We start from the raw sequence: 14,788 nt of genomic DNA, 5'->3' as shown, positions 1-14,788 counted from the left end.
CTTGACCGACCTGCAGCGAGTCTAGCCGGAAAGCCACTACCAACATAGGGGGTGATAAGTGGTTTGCATTTCTCAATCACTGGTGGATACTATGTGAGCCTTTCCTTCTAATCCCAGGAACAACCATGTCCACGCCCCGCGCGCTGCGGCCCTTCGCCCATCGCAACTACCGCATCCTCATTTCGGCCCTGGCCATCTCGGTCTTCGGCGCCGGCATGTGGGCCGTGGCCATGGTGTATCAGGTCATCGCCCTAGGCGGCGGACCCATTCAGCTCTCGCTCGTCGCCACCTGCGCCAGCGTCGGCTTGTTGGCGTTCGTGCTGCTCGGCGGCATCGCTGCGGACCGTCTTCCGCGCCGCCGCCTGATTATCAGCGTGGAGGCGGCTAACCTGGTGGCCATCGGCGCGGTGGCCCTGCTGGCCATGACCGGGCTGCTGCAACTGTGGCACCTGGCCGCAGCCGCCTTCCTGCTGGGAGTCGGTGCCGCGTTCTTTTTTCCCGCCTACTCGGCCATCCTGCCGAGGATTCTGCCGGCCGAGGACCTGCTGGCGGCCAACGGCATGGAGGGCACCATGCGGCCTTTGCTGCAGCAGGCCGCCGGACCGGCTGCGGCTGGCATGATCGTCGCCTCCTTCTCCCCCGGTGCGGCCATCGGGTGGATCACGCTGTGCCACCTGTCCGCGTTGATCATCCTGAACTTCCTCGGACAGGAACTGGCTCCGGATGCAGGGACGACGGCGTCGGTCGCCGCTGCAGACGAGCCCCCGGGCAAGCGCGGCTCCGTGCTGGCGGATCTGCGCGAGGGCGTGGCCTACACGCTAAAGACTCCCTGGCTGCTCTGGACGCTGCTGTGGGCCGTCGTGAGCGTGCTCATCTTCATTGGCCCCATTGAGGTACTGCTGCCGTTTGCGGTTGCAGACCAACTGGGCGGGGACTCGCGCACGTTTGGCTTCCTGCTTGGCATCTTCGGCATCGGCGGCGCCACCGGGGCGATGGTGACTGCCTCGCTGCGGCTGCCCCGGCGCTACCTGACCATGATGCTGCTGTTCTGGGGCGCCGGCGCCCTGCCGATCGCCGTCATCGGCTTCACCGGCAGTTTTTGGTTGATGGCCGCGGCACTGTTCGTAGTCGGCGCGACCGGAAGCGCGGGCCAGGTCATCTGGGGCACGCTGCTGCAGCGCCGCGTGCCGCCGCACCTGCTCGGTCGGATCTCCAGCCTGGACTTCTTCGTCTCGCTGGCGTTGATGCCGGTCTCCATGGCGCTCGCCGGGCCGTTGGGCGAAGTCGTGCCTGTCTGGCTGATTTTCCTGCTGATCGGCCTCGCCCTGCCGCTCCTGGCTGTGCTGGCGCTTATTTTCGGCGGAATGCTGAAGGACGAGCTTGAGCACCCGCTGGACCGGACTTTGGAACCGGTTGGGCCGGCGCGCACTTAGCGCGGCCGGCCCGGCATCCCGTAAACGACGGCTTCGAGACCACGATCGACGATCAACATCGATTTTCGCGTGGCCATCCGACTACCGATGGATATAGTGATTGGCAACACAACACTGAAAAGGAAGTTGATCAGTGAGTCTCCGCTACGCCTTGCTGGCGCTGCTCAGCGTCGAACCCATGACCGGTTACGACCTCTATAAGGAATTCGAGTCGTCCGTCGGGAATGTGTGGCACGCGCCCGACTCCCAGATCTATCCGGAGCTGCGGCGGATGGAGCAGGAAGGGCTACTCGACGGGGAGGAGGTCATCTGGGGCCAGCGCGGGAGGAAGCGCCGTTACCACATCACCGCCGCCGGGCTGCAGGCTTTCCGGGAGTGGATGAACACCACGCTCGACTACACCCGCGTGCGGGATCCAGCCCACCTGAAGGCGGCCTACCTGGAGTGGGCCGAACCGGACGCTGCGCGCGAACAGATGCGCGCGCACATTGAGCACCACACCGCGCTCCGGCAGCAGTGGGAGCAGCGGATCCGAGAGATCGACGACGACAGCAGCGAGATGCTCAATCGCCGATTGGCCGGCACCCCGGCGAGCGAACGGACGCGGGTCAAGGCCTTCAAGCGCTTCACCTATGAAGGGCTGGTGGCCCGCGCGGAACAGGAGATCACCTGGGCTCGCCGCGGCCTCGCGCTCATCGACCGGCTTTCCGACCAGCCGGGCGTCCAGCAGCCGCAGTCGCCGCAGCCGGCCGGCGCCCGCAAGTAGCCCGGGCCCGCAGGCAGTTCGGCGTCCGCAGGCAATTCGGCGCCCGGAAGTTGGCCGGCGCTCGCAGGCAGTTCGGCGCCCGCAAGTAGCCCGCGCCCGGGGGCAGCCCCGTCTAGTTCGAGTATTCCTTCCGCAGGTCCGCCTTGCGGATCTTTCCGCTGGCCGTCCGCGGCAGGTCCTCCACGAACACCACGGACTTGGGGATCTTGTAGCGGGCCAACCGCCCGTCCAGGTGCTGCTGGATCTCCTCGGCGGACACGGAGAAGCCCTCGCGGAGCGTGACCACCGCGCGCGGCACCTCCCCCCATTTCTCGTCCGGGACGCCGATGACCGCGGCGCTGCTGACGGCCTCCAGCTCCAAAATGACCTGCTCCACCTCGGCCGGGTAGATGTTCTCGCCGCCGGAGATGATCATGTCCTTGAGCCGGTCGGAGATAAAGAGGAAGCCTTCGTCGTCCACGTAGCCCATGTCGCCGGACTTGAACCATACGCCGTCGGCATAGCTCTCGGCCGTAGCATCGGGCCGGTTCCAGTACTCGCGGATGACGTTGGGACCCGAAATCTGGATTTCACCGACCTCCCGCGGGGGCAGGACCTCGCCCATCGGATCGGCGATCCGGATGTCCGTGAAGAAGTGCGGGAGCCCGGCGGATCCGGCCTTCGGGCGGGACTTCTCCGCCGCCAGCGTGGTGGCTCCGGGGGCCGTTTCGGTCATCCCGTAGCCGTTGGTGAAGGACAGCCCGCGGGCCTCGTAGGCCTCCAGCACCCGCATGGGCACGGCCGATCCGCCGCAGGTCAGCTTGTTCAGGGAGCTGATGTCCGTCTTGTCCCAGTCCGGGTGCTCGCACAGCAGCTGGTAGGTGGTCGGCACGCCGCTGATGCTGGTGGCCTTGTACTTCTCGATCAGCATCAGGGTCCGCCCCGGATCGAACTTGGGCTCCAGCACCACGGTGGCCCCCTTGAGCAGGGCCGGCAGCACGCCCATGCCCAGGGATGCCACGTGGAACATCGGGGCGATCATCAGGGCGACGTCGGTGCTGGCCATGTCGAAGTCCACGAGCACATTGATGCTGTTCCAGGTCATGTTGCCGTGCGTGAGCAGCGCCCCCTTGGGCCGGCCCGTGGTGCCGGATGTGTAGAGGATCATGGCCGGGTCATCCAGCGTCACTGCCTCATCGCGGCGTTCTGTGCTGCCGGAGGCAATGACTTCCTCCAAAAGTTCGACGACGGTGCCCGGCTCGGCTGCCTCGGCAACGGTTCCCGCCGGGGTATCTTCCACCACGATCAGCCGGTTTAGCCCCAGCAGCGCACTGCCGCGGTCAGCCAGCGCCTGCAGGCTGCGGGCGTGGACCAGGATGCGGCTGCCGGAGTCCTGCAGGGCGAACTGGACCTCGGGCGGGGCCAGCCGGGTGTTCAGCGGAACAAAGATGGCGCCCAGGGTCCCGCACGCAAAAAAGGTTTCCAGGAACGCCGGGTGGTTCTCCCCCAGGTAGGCCACCCGGTCACCGCGGCCGACGCCGCGGTCCGCCAAGGCGTTGGCCAGGCGGTCCACCCGCCCGGCGAACTCCCCGTAGCTCAGTTCACCCGCGCTGCTGATGACGGCGGTTTTCGCGGCGGACTTCATGCGGCGCTTGTGGATCCAGGCCCCAAGACCTTGATTGTGCATGGTGACATACCTTCCGACGTACCCGGCGAGCGGGTCTGGACAGCCCCTCGAGCGGCCCCCAACCCTCAAGCCCGCGGGCGGGGGCCGGACCCACGGCTCAGCGGTGAACCAGATCACACTAAACATCTCCAACCTAGGGCCATTTAGTTGAGAAAGTCAATAGTTGAAGATGCGGGTGTACCATCGGCCTTCGCCGCACCACAACCGGCGGTGCCCCGCCACAGAAGGCAGCCGTTCGACCCGCCCGGGAACAGGAAAACGCCCCTCCGCGAGCGCGGAGAGGCGTTTCCGCCGACGGCCCGCCCCTAGCCGCACCGCCAGACCCTCAGCAACACGTCGGCCAACGCAGGTCGGTGGACGCCTATTGCCGCGGCAGGAGCGCCTCCATATCAGGGATCTCCTCGATCAGGCCGTTCTTCAGGGAGATGTCGGCGATCTCCTGGATGGACTCGGCATTGACCTCCTGCGGGAATTTCGGCAGGGTCAGCTTTTCGATGACCGCGGGGTCAAGCTGCGTGTACTCGGGCAGGATCTCGCGCACCCGGTCCGGATTTTCGTCGGCGAACGCCAACGACTTTTTCATCGCCCGAACAAAGGCCTGGGTGACGTCCGGTTTCTCCTCGGCAATGTCGTCCGAGGTGAAGTAGGTCGCCACCGTGAGGTTTTCCACCGGATAGGCATAGTTGGAGAACACGGGCACCGCACCATCGCCTTCGACGATGGTCACGAACGGCTCGACGGCGGCGATCGCGTCCACATTGCCGTTGGCCAGCGCCGCGGGCATGTCCGGGAAGGGCATCTCGACGAAATTCAGGTCCGACGAGTCCGCGCCGGCCTGCTCCACCGCCTCACGGATCGTCGAGTCGCTGATGTTGTTCAGGGTATTCACGCCGATGCGCTTGCCGGTCAGGTCCGCAATCTCCTTGATCCCGCTGTCCGGCTTGACCATCACGGCCGCGAAATCCTCATCCTGGTTGCCGGTGGTTGAAGCGCCGTTGGCCACCATCTGCATGTTCAGCCCCTTGGAGCGGGCAATCACCAGCGACGTGACATTGCTGAAGCCGAAATCCATCTGACCGCTCGTGATGGCCGGGATGATGGCCGCGCCGCCCTGTGCCGGGACGAGTTCGAGATCCAGCCCCTCTTCTTCGAAGAATCCCTCCTGATCACCCAGATAGATGGGAGCCACGTCGACGATCGGGATGACCCCAACCTTGATGGGAGTCATTCCGCCGGCGGCTTCGGTGCCGCCGGTCGGGGCCGCATCACCGCCACCGGACGGGCTGCCCCCACCGCAGCCTGTTACCGCCAGCACTGCCGCCAGCGCAACCGCCGTTCCAATTCTCTTCACGGGTCCCTCTCCCACTCCACCGCCCCATGCAGCAAGAGTGTGCCTTAGGTCACAGTATCTACGGACATAGTGGAGGCCGTCAACGACGGGAACCCCTGCAACAGGCCGCAGGGCGGCTCCCGCATCCCGGGAACCGCCCCGCCGCCAGAGGCCAAGAACGAAGGCTACTGGGCGGCCATGGCCGGCACGTCCGGAGCCTTGTCCACGTACCCGTACTTGACCATCAGCTCGCCCATGTCGCTGAGAACATCCACCGGGAGCTCGGCGTCGAACGTTTCCATCTTCAGGCCCTTCGCCACTTCTTCGGGCATGCCCATGAAGTCCGGCAGGACGGCACGGACGCCGGCCGGATCCGCTTCCGCGGCCGTCAGGGTTTCCGAAACGGCTGCCTTGAAGTCGGCCACGATCTCCGCGTTCTGGTCGGCGTAGCTGCCGCTGGTGAAGGTCACCATGGTGGGCAGGCCCGGCAAGGCCTTCTGGTTCGGGTAGCCCAGCAGCTTGTAGTCCTTGTTGGCCAACGCCTTCGACTGGAAGGGTTCAGGCACCCAAATGGCATCAACGTTTCCGCGCTCCAGCTGGGCTTCCATGTCCGGGAACGGCATTTCGCTGAACTTCAGCTTGGACGGGTCGCCCCCGTCGATCGCCGCCGATTCCATGATGGTGAGGTCGCCCTGGGTCTTGAGTGTGTTGACCGCGGTGGTCTTGCCCTCCAGATCGGCGAAGTCCTCGATCCCGGAATCAGCCTTGACGATCACGGCGTTGATATCCTCGCCCTCGGCCTTGGAGTTGCTGTAGCCCGTGACGATATTCATATCCAGGCCCTTGTCCACCGCCGTCATCACCGACAGCGGATTGCCGACGGCGAAGTTCAGGGTGCCGGTGGAAACGGCGGGCAGCATGGCAGCGCCGCCCTGCCCGGCCTGCAACTCCAGTTCCAGGCCGTGCTTCTCGAAGATGCCCTCATCGATGCCGTACTGCATGGCTCCCGACGGGGCGATCGGCAGCACGCCTACGGTGAGCTTGGTGAGCCCGGAGCCGGCGGCGCCGGACTGTTCCGCCGGCGCTTCGTTCGACCCGGAGGGGGAACCGGAGCCGCAGCCGGTCAATGCCATCGCGGCAATCGCGCCACCGGCCAACAACTTCGCCAAGTGCTTCTTCATGAAATGCTCCTCGCGGTCCTAGGCGCCGCCGCCCCCGCCGTCGGGAGACTGACTGTGATCGACGCCACACCTAATTACAATGTAGATACAATAGTTGAATAAATCAACAGTTAGGTTGGATTTGTGCAGCCGGCTGTCAGCAGGACAAGGAGGGCGCCGGCGTCAGGCGTAAAAGCGGGCCAAGAACTCCGCGATGACCGCGGGGCGCTCCTCGCCTTCGATCTCGATGGTGTTGTTGGTCTTGATCTGGACCCCGCCCTTCACCTCGGTGACCTCGGAAATCACCGAATGCAGGCGCACCTTGGAGCCGACCTTCACCGGGCTGGTGAACCGCACACGGTCCAGGCCGTAGTTGACCTTGGTCGTGACGCCTTCCACATCGAATAATTCGCTCCACAGCGGAATGACCAGCGACAGGGTCAGGAAGCCGTGGGCGATCGGCGCGCCGAACGGTCCTTCCTTGGCCTTTTCCGGGTCGGTGTGGATCCACTGGTGGTCATCGGTGGCATCGGCAAAGGTGTTGACCTGGTCCTGGGTAATTTCACGGTAGTCGGTGTAGCCCAGGTCCTTGCCGACCAGGCTGGGCAGTTCTTCGAGACTGACGACGGTGTTGCTCATAGAGGGCTCCTTGGAAAGATGGATGGTTCTAGCGGAATGCGCCCGTGCCGGTGATTGCCCGGCCGACTATCAGGGCGTTGATCTCGTGCGTGCCTTCATAGGAATAGACGGCCTCGGCGTCGGCATGGAACCGCGCGACGTCGGTGTCCAGGGTGATGCCGTTGCCGCCCACGACTTCCCGGGCCAGGGCAACGGTCTCGCGCATGCGGGCGCTGCAGAACATCTTGGCCAACGCCGAGTTCTCGTCCTTGTAGATGCCGTCCTCCTGCTGCTGGGTCAGCCGCACCGCCATGCCGAGCGAGGCCGTGAGGTTGCCGAGCATGGTGGCCAGCTTCTCCTGAACCAGCTGGAATCCGGCCAGTGGCTTGCCGAACTGCCGCCGCTCCTTGACGTAGCGCAGCGCGGCCTCGTAGGCGCCGGCCTGGACGCCCGCGGCGATCCAGGCGACGTCGGAGCGCATGTTGCGCAGCAGCGAGGCCACGTCCGCGAACGAGTTGACGTTCTGCAGCCGCGCGGAGTCCGGTACGCGGACTCCGGCCAGGGCGATGTCGGCGTTCTGCATCATGCGCAGCGAGGTCTTTCGCAAGATCTTGGCGATGCCGACCCCGGGGGCATCGGTCGGGACGAGGAAGCACTTGACCTGTCCGTCCGCCTGGTCGCGGGCGAAGACGGCGAGCACGTCGGCAGCGGCGGCCCCGCCGATCCAGCGCTTGGCGCCGTCGATCACCCATTCGCCTCCCTCGCGGCGGGCGCTGGTCTCAAGCCCGCCGGCGATGTCCGATCCGTGTTCCGGTTCGGTCAGCGCAAAGACGCCCTTCAACTCGAAGCTGCGGATCTTCGGGTCCAGCTCAGCAGCCTGCCCGGCGCTGCCGCCCAGAGTCACGGCCGTGCGGAACAGTCCTGACTGGGCGTTGTAGAAGGTGGCGACGGAGGCGTCTGTTCGGGCGAGCTCGAAGTTGCGGAAGCCCTCGTAGAGTCCGGAGGGCTTCGCGCCGCCGTCGGTCAGTTCGGCCGGCGCCATCAGGTTCAGGTCATACAGCGGCTGGGCAATCTGATACGGAAACTCACCCTGTTCCCAGTAGTCCGCCAGCAGCGGCTGAACCTGCTCCTCGAGCACGCCGCGCAGCCGGCCGAGCACGGTGCGTTCGGCGTCGGTCAGCAGCGCGGCGTAGCCGTACTGGTCGGAGGGATAGAAGGGTCCGGCCGCGGTGCCGGCCTTCTCGTGGGCCACCGTGCTCATGCCTGCCCACCGCCCAGCCCGAGCAGGCGCACCGCGTTGTCCTTGAGGATCTTCGGCCGGACCTCGTCCTTCAGCGGCAGGTCCGCGAAGGCGCCCAGCCACTTCTGCGGGGTGATCAGCGGGTAGTCGGTGCCGAACAGCACCTTGTCCTGCAGGACGGAGTTGGAGAGTTTCACCAGGGATTCCGGGAAGTACTTTGGCGACCAGCCGGACAGGTCGATGAACACGTTCGACTTGTGCGTCGCAATCGAGTTGGCCTCGTCCTGCCAGGGCATCGAAGGGTGCGCCATGATGATCTGGAAGTCCGGGAAGTCGGCGGCGATCTCGTCCAGCAGCAGCGGGTTGGAGTAGCCGAGTTTGATCCCGGAGCCGCCGGGGGTGCCGGCCCCCATGCCGTTCTGACCGGTATGGAACACCGCCGGCAGGCCCAGCGACTGCAGGGCTTCCCACAGCGGGTAGAACCGCTCGTGGGACGGGTTGAAGCCCTGCAGGCTGGGGTGGAACTTGAAGCCCCGCACCCCGTAGTCCTCGGCCAGGGACTTGGCCCGGTCGATGGCCTCCGGACCCGTCAGCGGGTCGACGGAGCCGAACGGGATCAGCACGTCGTTGTTGCGGGCGGCGCCCTCGGCGATGTCCTCGATGCTGTTCGGCTCGTGCTTCAGGCGGGTCCGGGCATCCACGGTGAACACCACCGCCGCCATCTTCAGTTCCCGGTACGTTTCGGCGATCGCATCCAGCGACGGCGTCCGCTCCTCCGCCTTGAAGTACGCGCTCGACGCGTCCATCAGCTCCTGCGGCAGCGAGAGGTGTCCATGGCCGTCGATCTCGACGTGGACGTGCATGTCGATCGCCGCCAGCGACGCGACATCGAGCGCCGGTTCGTAACGCGTGGCAGGCATGGCTATTTCGCCGCCGACTCGGGCTGCAGGTCCGCCGGCAGCTCGGGGAACGTCTCGCCCACGCTCTGCAGCCGGCCGCCGAACAGGTCCTGGAAGCGCTCGCTCAGCGCTTCGTAGTTCCAGCCGCCGTCCAGGAACTCGGTGGCGACGGGCTCCGGATGGGACCACAACTGCAGCCGGTCGCCGCCCACCCCGATCGCCTGGCCGGTCACGTTGGCTGCCGCATCGGAGGCGAGGTAGGCAACCAGCCCGGCAACGTCGTCGGCCGTTCCAAAGCCCAGCTCCTTGCGGAAAAAGTCGGGCATGGCCTCGCCGCGCTCGTCCGCCTCCACGGCCTTCTGGAAAAACGGCACGGTCTTCGTCATCGCGGTGGCTGCCACCGGAATCACGGCGTTGGCGGTGACGCCGGCCTTCTTCATCTCCAGCGCCCAGGTCCGGACCATCCCGACGATGCCGGCCTTCGCCGCGGCGTAATTGGTCTGACCGAAGTTGCCGCGCTGGCCGGTAGGCGAACCGATCGTGATGATCCGTCCCGCGACAGCGTTCTCCTTAAAGTAGGCGTAGGCCTCGCGCACGCAGGTGAAGGTGCCGCGCAGGTGCACGTTGATCACCAGGTCGAAGTCCTCGTCGGTCATCTTCAGGAGCGACTTGTCCCGCAGCACTCCGGCATTGGTCACCAGGATGTCCAGGCGGCCGAAGGTCTCGACGGCGGCGGCCACCAGCTGGCGGGCAGTTTCGGTTGGCCCCACCGGGGCCACGACGGCCGTGGCCTGGCCGCCGGCGCCGGTAATACTGGCGACGGCTTCCTCCGCGACCTGCGCGTCCACGTCATTAACCACAACGGAGGCACCCTGGCGGGCAAGCTCCTGCGCGTAGGCCAGGCCGAGGCCCCGGCCGCTTCCGGTGACGATCGCTGTTTTTCCGGCCAAAGACATCTGCTGCTCCTTCGTCCCGCACGGTGGAGGTGCGTTGCGGTTTATGCTGGTCTAGAACCCATGACAACCCATATGATTGAAAAAGTCAATCATTTTGGTCAGCACCTACTTCTAGCGAGGAACCATGTCCGCAGCAACAACGGCCGTCCGCCCGTCGGCGACCGCCGGCCTTGAACGGCTGTACGGCACCGATCTGGCCAACGAAATCGAGTTCCTCACGGCGCGGGCGCGTTCGCTGGGGTCCGGCCTGGCCAACAACATGCTGGCCGAGCTTGACCTGAAGGTGCGGTCCTACTCGGTGCTGTCGCTGGCGTGCAGCGGGGAGAACCCGTCGCAGCGCGAACTCGCCGACTTCCTGAGCCTGGACCCCAGCCAGATCGTGGCCCTGGTGGACCAGTTGGAGCGGCGCGGCGCCGTCACCCGTGAAGCCGACCCGCGCGACCGCCGCTCCAAGGTCATCGTTGCGACGGCATCGGGCCGGAAGCTGTACAAGCAGGCCGAAGCGATCATCCGCGAGGCGTCGGACGAGTCCTTGGCCCGGCTGAACGAACAGGAACGGGAAACGCTGCGCGACCTGCTGCGCCGCATCGCCTTCTGACCGGCCGAGACGGTCGCCGCGTTCTGCGCGACCTGCTGCGCCGCATCACCTTCTAACCGGCCGCGAAGGGCGCCGCGCACCGGGCGCCGCAGGCCGGCTCTCCCCTCTCCCAAACCCCTCCCTCAACCCCACCCCAACCCCACCCAATCGGCTACTCAGATAAGGCCCTTTCAGCTGAGAAGGGCCTTATCTGAGCAGTCGATCTCGGAGGGCGGGCGGGACCGGCGCGCTGGTTAAAAATCGGAGCCGGCCGCACCCCTTGCCCAGGATGCGGCCGGCGCCCCACTGCCTTCTGCTAGCCGGCGCTGCCGGCCTGGGTGGCGGCGGCGGGGCGGTGGCCCTGCTTGGCAAGCTGGATCTGTTCGTAGACGTGGTGGCGCAGTTCGGTGAACCGCGGCAGTGCCCGGGTGTTTAGCTGGTCGCGCTCGTCGGGCAGGTCGATCTCGAGGTCTTCCTGGATCACGGTCGGCGAGGAGGACAGGATAATCACCCGCTGGCCCAGGTAGACCGATTCGTCGATGTCGTGGGTGACGAACAGGACGGTGACGCCCAGTTTCTTCCAGACCGTGCGGATCAGGTCCTCCAGGTCGGCCCGGGTCTGGGCGTCGACCGCGGCGAACGGCTCATCCATGAGCAGCACCTCGGGCTGGTAGGCCACTGCCCGGGCGATGGCCACGCGCTGCTGCATGCCGCCGGAGAGCTGCCACGGGTAGGACTGCGGCACGTGGTCCAGGCCCACGGCCTCGAGGGCGTCGTCCACGAGCTTGTCGCGCTCGGCCTTGCCCATGCCGGCGTTCTTCAGCGGCAGCTCCACGTTCTCGCGCACCCGCATCCAGGGGAACAACGAGCGGCCGTACTCCTGGAACACCACGGCCATCTTCTTGGGCGGGCCGGTCACCCGGGCGCCGTCCAGCAGCACCTCACCCTCGGTAGGGGCCAGCAGGCCGGAGATGCACTTGAGCAGAGTGGTCTTGCCGGACCCGGACGGGCCGACCAGGCAGGCCAGCTCCCCCGCCCGCAGGTCGAAGGTCAGGTTGCGCACCGCCTCGATGTCACCGCCGTCGGTGTGGTAGACCTTCTTGACGCCGCGCACCGAGAGCATGGCCTGGCCTTCGGGCAGGGTTTTGCCGGTCGGAACCGGGGTGGTTTCAGGCTGCATTTTCTACCTCTCGCAGGCCGTGGTACCAGCGCAGGATCTTGCGCTCGGTCCATTGGAAGATGAATGACATGGCAACACCGATCAGGCCCAGCACCACGATGCCGGACCACATTTCGGGGATCGCGAAGGAACGCTGGAACTGCACGATGGTAAAGCCCAGCCCCGAGGACGAGGCGAACATCTCGGAGATGACCATCAGGATCAGCCCGATCGACAGGCACTGGCGGACGCCGGCCATGATCTGCGGACCCGCAGAGGGCAGCACCAGGTGGCGCACGCGGGCCATGCCGCCGATGCCGTAGGTGTGCGCCGAGTCCGAAAGCACCGAATCAATGGCGCGGACGCCTTCGATGGTGTTCAGCAACACCGGCCAGATGCAGCCGGAGATGATGACCACAATCTTCATCGTGTCGGTGATGCCCATCAGCAGCATCAATACCGGAATCAGTACCGGCGGCGGGATGGCGCGGAAGAACTCCAGCACCGGCTCGGTGAAGTCTCGCAGCCACTTGATCGAGCCGATCAGCAGGCCGGCGACGATGCCCAGGATGATGGCCGCGGCCACCCCGATGATCAGCCGCCCGATCGAGGGCAGCACGTCGGACAAAAGCCGTTCTCCAAACCAGGTCTCGGCGAACGCGTCGACGAGCAGTGCCGGCGTGGGCACGAAGAAGTTTGTCGCGCCCAGCGTCGAGGCCCACCAGATCAGCACGAGGATGACCGGCAGCGCCAGCGCGTAGGCAATGCTTTTCAGGACTTTCACGCGATCACCTCGGAACGGATCGATTCATGCCACGACAGGGTCTTGCGCTCAATGAAGCGCATCACCAGGTTGACCAGCACGCCGATCAGCCCCGTGGCCAGCACCAACGCATACATGCCCGCGATCGCGCCGCCGGACTGCGCCAGCGCGATTTCCCGGCCCAGGCCCGGGGAACCGATCACCAGTTCGGCCGTGATGGCGAGGATCAGCGCCACCGCTGCGGCCAGGCGCACCCCGGTCATCAGGTACGGCAGGGCGGTAGGGAACACCACGTGGCGGACCCGGGCGAATCGGCCCAGGCCGTAGGACTTCGCCGTTTGCATCGCCACGTTGTCCACGTCGGCCACCCCATACAGCACCTGGATGAAGACCTGCCAAAACGATGCGTAGACAATCAGCATCAGCGAGGACTCGATCTTCACGCCGAACAGCAGCACCGCCAGCGGAATCAACGCGACCGACGGGATGGGGCGCAAAAACTCCACCGTGGAGTTGGTGAACTTCCGCAGGAAGTTTGACGAACCGATGATGAAGCCAAGTACCACGGCCAGCAGCACCGCCATCAGCAGGCCAAGGAACCACGCGAGCATGGTCTCGCCCACCGCGAGCCAGAACGCCGCCAGGCCGAAATCGTTGAACAGCACGGCGAGCACCTCGGAGGCAGGAGGCAGGAAGCGGGCCTCAACAATCCCCACCCGCGGCACTAGTTCCCACACCAGCAGGAATGCAAGGATCCCGGCAAGGCCCAGCAACTGCTTGGTGGGACGCTTCTTCGACGGGCGCCGGCGTGACCGGCTGGCCGCCGGACCCTTGCTGTCAGTTGTCACCGCGGGCGCGCTCACGGGAGCATCCCGACGAGGTGCGGCGCCCTATACAGCGCACATTTCATTTCCACTCCTTCTGCCCCGAGGAGAACGGGGATACAGACCGCCCTGTTCGCTAGCCGAACATGCGTTCACTAGCTCAAGTGTGGTCGACGCCACTTGGTGACGTCAAACACTCTAGGCCATCGTTACGCAGGCAACACTGCGCGACGGTCTCTAACACCCCTGAATTGAATAGATCAACGGTTTGTGCAGAGGAGTTCAGCGCTTTCGCCCGAGCAGGAAGTAGGCCGCCGGGCCGATGAAGTTGAGGAAGGACGCGGCAAACCACACCGGCTTCGGCCCGTTGACCAGGGCGGCCGGGCGCTTCTTCAGGTCCTTCAGAGCGGCCGTCTGCAAGACAAGCTGCAGCCCGGCCATGGTGGCTACACGCAGCCGCTGCCCCCCGCTCAAATCCCTCAAGGACTTCTTCTTCATGGCTTTCTTCATGGCGGCCTCCCGGTCGGTTGTGGCAGCAGGTGCCTCAAGTGTAGGCGTGCCGGGCCGGCGGCGCAGGGGCCTAGCGATGCCTTTCGTACCGCCAGGGCAGCGAGGCGGTGGAGAGCCGGTGCCTGGCCCCGGCGGCCGCCGCCGGCCCGGGACCGGGGTAGGCAGGGTCGCCCGCCCACACGATGACCTGTCCGCTGGCCGGGTCGTCAATCACGTGGCTCTCATAGTTGAAAGGCTCCGTGTTCCGAGCGGCTGCCAGTGCGTCCGCCACGGTGTTGAAGCGGCCCAGTTCATGCAGGGTTACCCAGGTCGGCGGGACCAGCCGCATCAGCCCCGTCTCATGCCGGCGGAGCGCTTCGCCGGGCCGCATCCAGGCGAAGCCGGCCAGCTCGCCGTCGTTGAGCACGACCTCGCCGACCGGCGCCGCTGCCGCGAAAAACCATGTTTGGAAGCGGCGGACCAGGCTGTGGCGGGGTACCCAGTTGGATAGGTGTACCAGGTCCTGACCGGCGATCCGCAGACCGGTCTCCTCGAAGGTCTCGCGCGCCCCTGCGATCTTTGCCGCCGCCAACTGCCGACCCTGGTCACGTTCGACGGCGCCGCCGGCCTCTGTGCCGATGCCCGCTTCGGCTTCGGCTTCTGCTTCGGCTTCGGCTTCGGCTTCGGCTTCGGCTTCGGCTTCACGGTAGTCCCCCGGGTCCACCTTGCCGCCGGGGAATACCCAGGCCCCCGCGAAGGATCCACCGCCGGGGCGTTCCAGCATCAGGACTTCCAGTCCCTCCGGGCCGTCGCGCAGCAGGATGACTGTTGCCGCCAGCTCTGCCTGGTCCGTTTGTCTGTCCAGCGCTTTATCCACGCCCTTAGCTTAGGACGGCGGCCGGAGGCGT

At 66.0% G+C, this 14,788-nt stretch carries 15 protein-coding genes; 3 read left to right on the top strand and 12 right to left on the bottom strand.

Annotated features, from left to right (window positions below; genetic code table 11):
• The first annotated feature begins 125 nt into the window (after positions 1 to 125).
• A complete protein-coding gene (locus AC5RW2_RS22795) occupies positions 126 to 1,433 on the top strand; it encodes an MFS transporter (RefSeq protein WP_494074660.1) in 1,308 nt (435 codons plus the stop codon).
• Between the two features lie 133 nt (positions 1,434 to 1,566).
• Entirely contained in the window at positions 1,567 to 2,199 is a 633-nt protein-coding gene (locus AC5RW2_RS22790) for a PadR family transcriptional regulator (RefSeq protein WP_494000901.1), read from the top strand.
• A gap of 112 nt (positions 2,200 to 2,311) precedes the next feature.
• Here AC5RW2_RS22790 and AC5RW2_RS22785 read toward each other — a convergent pair whose 3' ends face one another.
• From AC5RW2_RS22785 to AC5RW2_RS22755, 7 genes are all read right to left on the bottom strand, one after another.
• A complete protein-coding gene (locus tag AC5RW2_RS22785; protein ID WP_494074659.1) occupies positions 2,312 to 3,865 on the bottom strand; it encodes an acyl-CoA synthetase in 1,554 nt (517 codons plus the stop codon).
• A gap of 361 nt (positions 3,866 to 4,226) precedes the next feature.
• Positions 4,227 to 5,216, bottom strand: coding sequence for an ABC transporter substrate-binding protein (locus tag AC5RW2_RS22780; RefSeq protein ID WP_494025169.1), 990 nt, complete (start codon positions 5,214 to 5,216; stop codon positions 4,227 to 4,229).
• 164 nt (positions 5,217 to 5,380) lie between these two features.
• On the bottom strand, positions 5,381 to 6,376 hold the full coding sequence (locus AC5RW2_RS22775; protein WP_494074658.1) for an ABC transporter substrate-binding protein: 996 nt from the start codon (positions 6,374 to 6,376) through the stop codon (positions 5,381 to 5,383).
• Between the two features lie 162 nt (positions 6,377 to 6,538).
• Complete coding sequence (locus tag AC5RW2_RS22770) at positions 6,539 to 6,994, bottom strand: MaoC family dehydratase (RefSeq protein ID WP_494074657.1); 456 nt, start codon at positions 6,992 to 6,994, stop codon at positions 6,539 to 6,541.
• 28 nt (positions 6,995 to 7,022) lie between these two features.
• Positions 7,023 to 8,234 (bottom strand): acyl-CoA dehydrogenase family protein, encoded by a 1,212-nt coding sequence (locus tag AC5RW2_RS22765; protein WP_494074656.1) that lies wholly within the window; start codon positions 8,232 to 8,234, stop codon positions 7,023 to 7,025.
• Positions 8,231 to 9,133 carry an amidohydrolase family protein gene (locus AC5RW2_RS22760; RefSeq protein ID WP_494074655.1) on the bottom strand — a complete coding sequence of 301 codons (903 nt, stop codon included), beginning with the start codon at positions 9,131 to 9,133 and terminating at the stop codon, positions 8,231 to 8,233. The genes AC5RW2_RS22765 and AC5RW2_RS22760 overlap by 4 nt, the downstream gene beginning before the upstream one ends.
• A 2-nt stretch (positions 9,134 to 9,135) precedes the next feature.
• Positions 9,136 to 10,068, bottom strand: a complete 933-nt coding sequence (locus AC5RW2_RS22755) for an SDR family NAD(P)-dependent oxidoreductase (RefSeq protein WP_494024184.1) — start codon at positions 10,066 to 10,068, stop codon at positions 9,136 to 9,138.
• 124 nt (positions 10,069 to 10,192) lie between these two features.
• Between AC5RW2_RS22755 and AC5RW2_RS22750 the strand changes: the two genes are divergently transcribed.
• Positions 10,193 to 10,666 carry a MarR family winged helix-turn-helix transcriptional regulator gene (locus AC5RW2_RS22750; RefSeq protein ID WP_494000909.1) on the top strand — a complete coding sequence of 158 codons (474 nt, stop codon included), beginning with the start codon at positions 10,193 to 10,195 and terminating at the stop codon, positions 10,664 to 10,666.
• A gap of 295 nt (positions 10,667 to 10,961) precedes the next feature.
• Here AC5RW2_RS22750 and AC5RW2_RS22745 read toward each other — a convergent pair whose 3' ends face one another.
• The 5 genes from AC5RW2_RS22745 to AC5RW2_RS22725 form a co-directional block, all read right to left on the bottom strand.
• The gene (locus AC5RW2_RS22745; RefSeq protein ID WP_494000910.1) at positions 10,962 to 11,825 is read right to left on the bottom strand and encodes an ABC transporter ATP-binding protein; all 864 of its coding nucleotides are present in this window, start codon (positions 11,823 to 11,825) and stop codon (positions 10,962 to 10,964) included.
• Positions 11,815 to 12,588, bottom strand: coding sequence for an ABC transporter permease (locus AC5RW2_RS22740; protein ID WP_494000911.1), 774 nt, complete (start codon positions 12,586 to 12,588; stop codon positions 11,815 to 11,817). Before AC5RW2_RS22740 ends, AC5RW2_RS22745 begins: the two co-directional genes overlap by 11 nt.
• A complete protein-coding gene (locus tag AC5RW2_RS22735) occupies positions 12,585 to 13,430 on the bottom strand; it encodes an ABC transporter permease (RefSeq protein WP_494000912.1) in 846 nt (281 codons plus the stop codon). Before AC5RW2_RS22735 ends, AC5RW2_RS22740 begins: the two co-directional genes overlap by 4 nt.
• A 243-nt stretch (positions 13,431 to 13,673) precedes the next feature.
• Positions 13,674 to 13,901, bottom strand: coding sequence for a PLDc N-terminal domain-containing protein (locus tag AC5RW2_RS22730; RefSeq protein WP_494013690.1), 228 nt, complete (start codon positions 13,899 to 13,901; stop codon positions 13,674 to 13,676).
• Positions 13,902 to 13,971: 70 nt separating this feature from the next.
• Complete coding sequence (locus tag AC5RW2_RS22725; RefSeq protein WP_494074654.1) at positions 13,972 to 14,757, bottom strand: NUDIX hydrolase; 786 nt, start codon at positions 14,755 to 14,757, stop codon at positions 13,972 to 13,974.
• Positions 14,758 to 14,788 lie beyond the last annotated feature (31 nt).

It is taken from the genome of Arthrobacter sp. B0316-1-20, from assembly GCF_059091865.1.
Note: the sequence above shows the minus strand (reverse complement) of the source record. Positions and strands in the feature narration are given on the sequence as shown.

Excerpts from the sequence above, each read along its gene's own strand:
- AC5RW2_RS22745 (WP_494000910.1), bottom strand. The coding sequence starts at position 11,825 with ATGCAGCCTGAAACCACCCCGGTTCCGACCGGCAAAACCCTGCCCGAA.
- AC5RW2_RS22785 (WP_494074659.1), bottom strand. The coding sequence starts at position 3,865 with ATGCACAATCAAGGTCTTGGGGCCTGGATCCACAAGCGCCGCATGAAG.
- AC5RW2_RS22770 (WP_494074657.1), bottom strand. The coding sequence starts at position 6,994 with ATGAGCAACACCGTCGTCAGTCTCGAAGAACTGCCCAGCCTGGTCGGC.
- AC5RW2_RS22730 (WP_494013690.1), bottom strand. The coding sequence starts at position 13,901 with ATGAAGAAAGCCATGAAGAAGAAGTCCTTGAGGGATTTGAGCGGGGGG.
- AC5RW2_RS22755 (WP_494024184.1), bottom strand. The coding sequence starts at position 10,068 with ATGTCTTTGGCCGGAAAAACAGCGATCGTCACCGGAAGCGGCCGGGGC.
- AC5RW2_RS22760 (WP_494074655.1), bottom strand. The coding sequence starts at position 9,133 with ATGCCTGCCACGCGTTACGAACCGGCGCTCGATGTCGCGTCGCTGGCG.
- AC5RW2_RS22775 (WP_494074658.1), bottom strand. The coding sequence starts at position 6,376 with ATGAAGAAGCACTTGGCGAAGTTGTTGGCCGGTGGCGCGATTGCCGCG.
- AC5RW2_RS22750 (WP_494000909.1), top strand. The coding sequence starts at position 10,193 with ATGTCCGCAGCAACAACGGCCGTCCGCCCGTCGGCGACCGCCGGCCTT.
- AC5RW2_RS22765 (WP_494074656.1), bottom strand. The coding sequence starts at position 8,234 with ATGAGCACGGTGGCCCACGAGAAGGCCGGCACCGCGGCCGGACCCTTC.
- AC5RW2_RS22795 (WP_494074660.1), top strand. The coding sequence starts at position 126 with ATGTCCACGCCCCGCGCGCTGCGGCCCTTCGCCCATCGCAACTACCGC.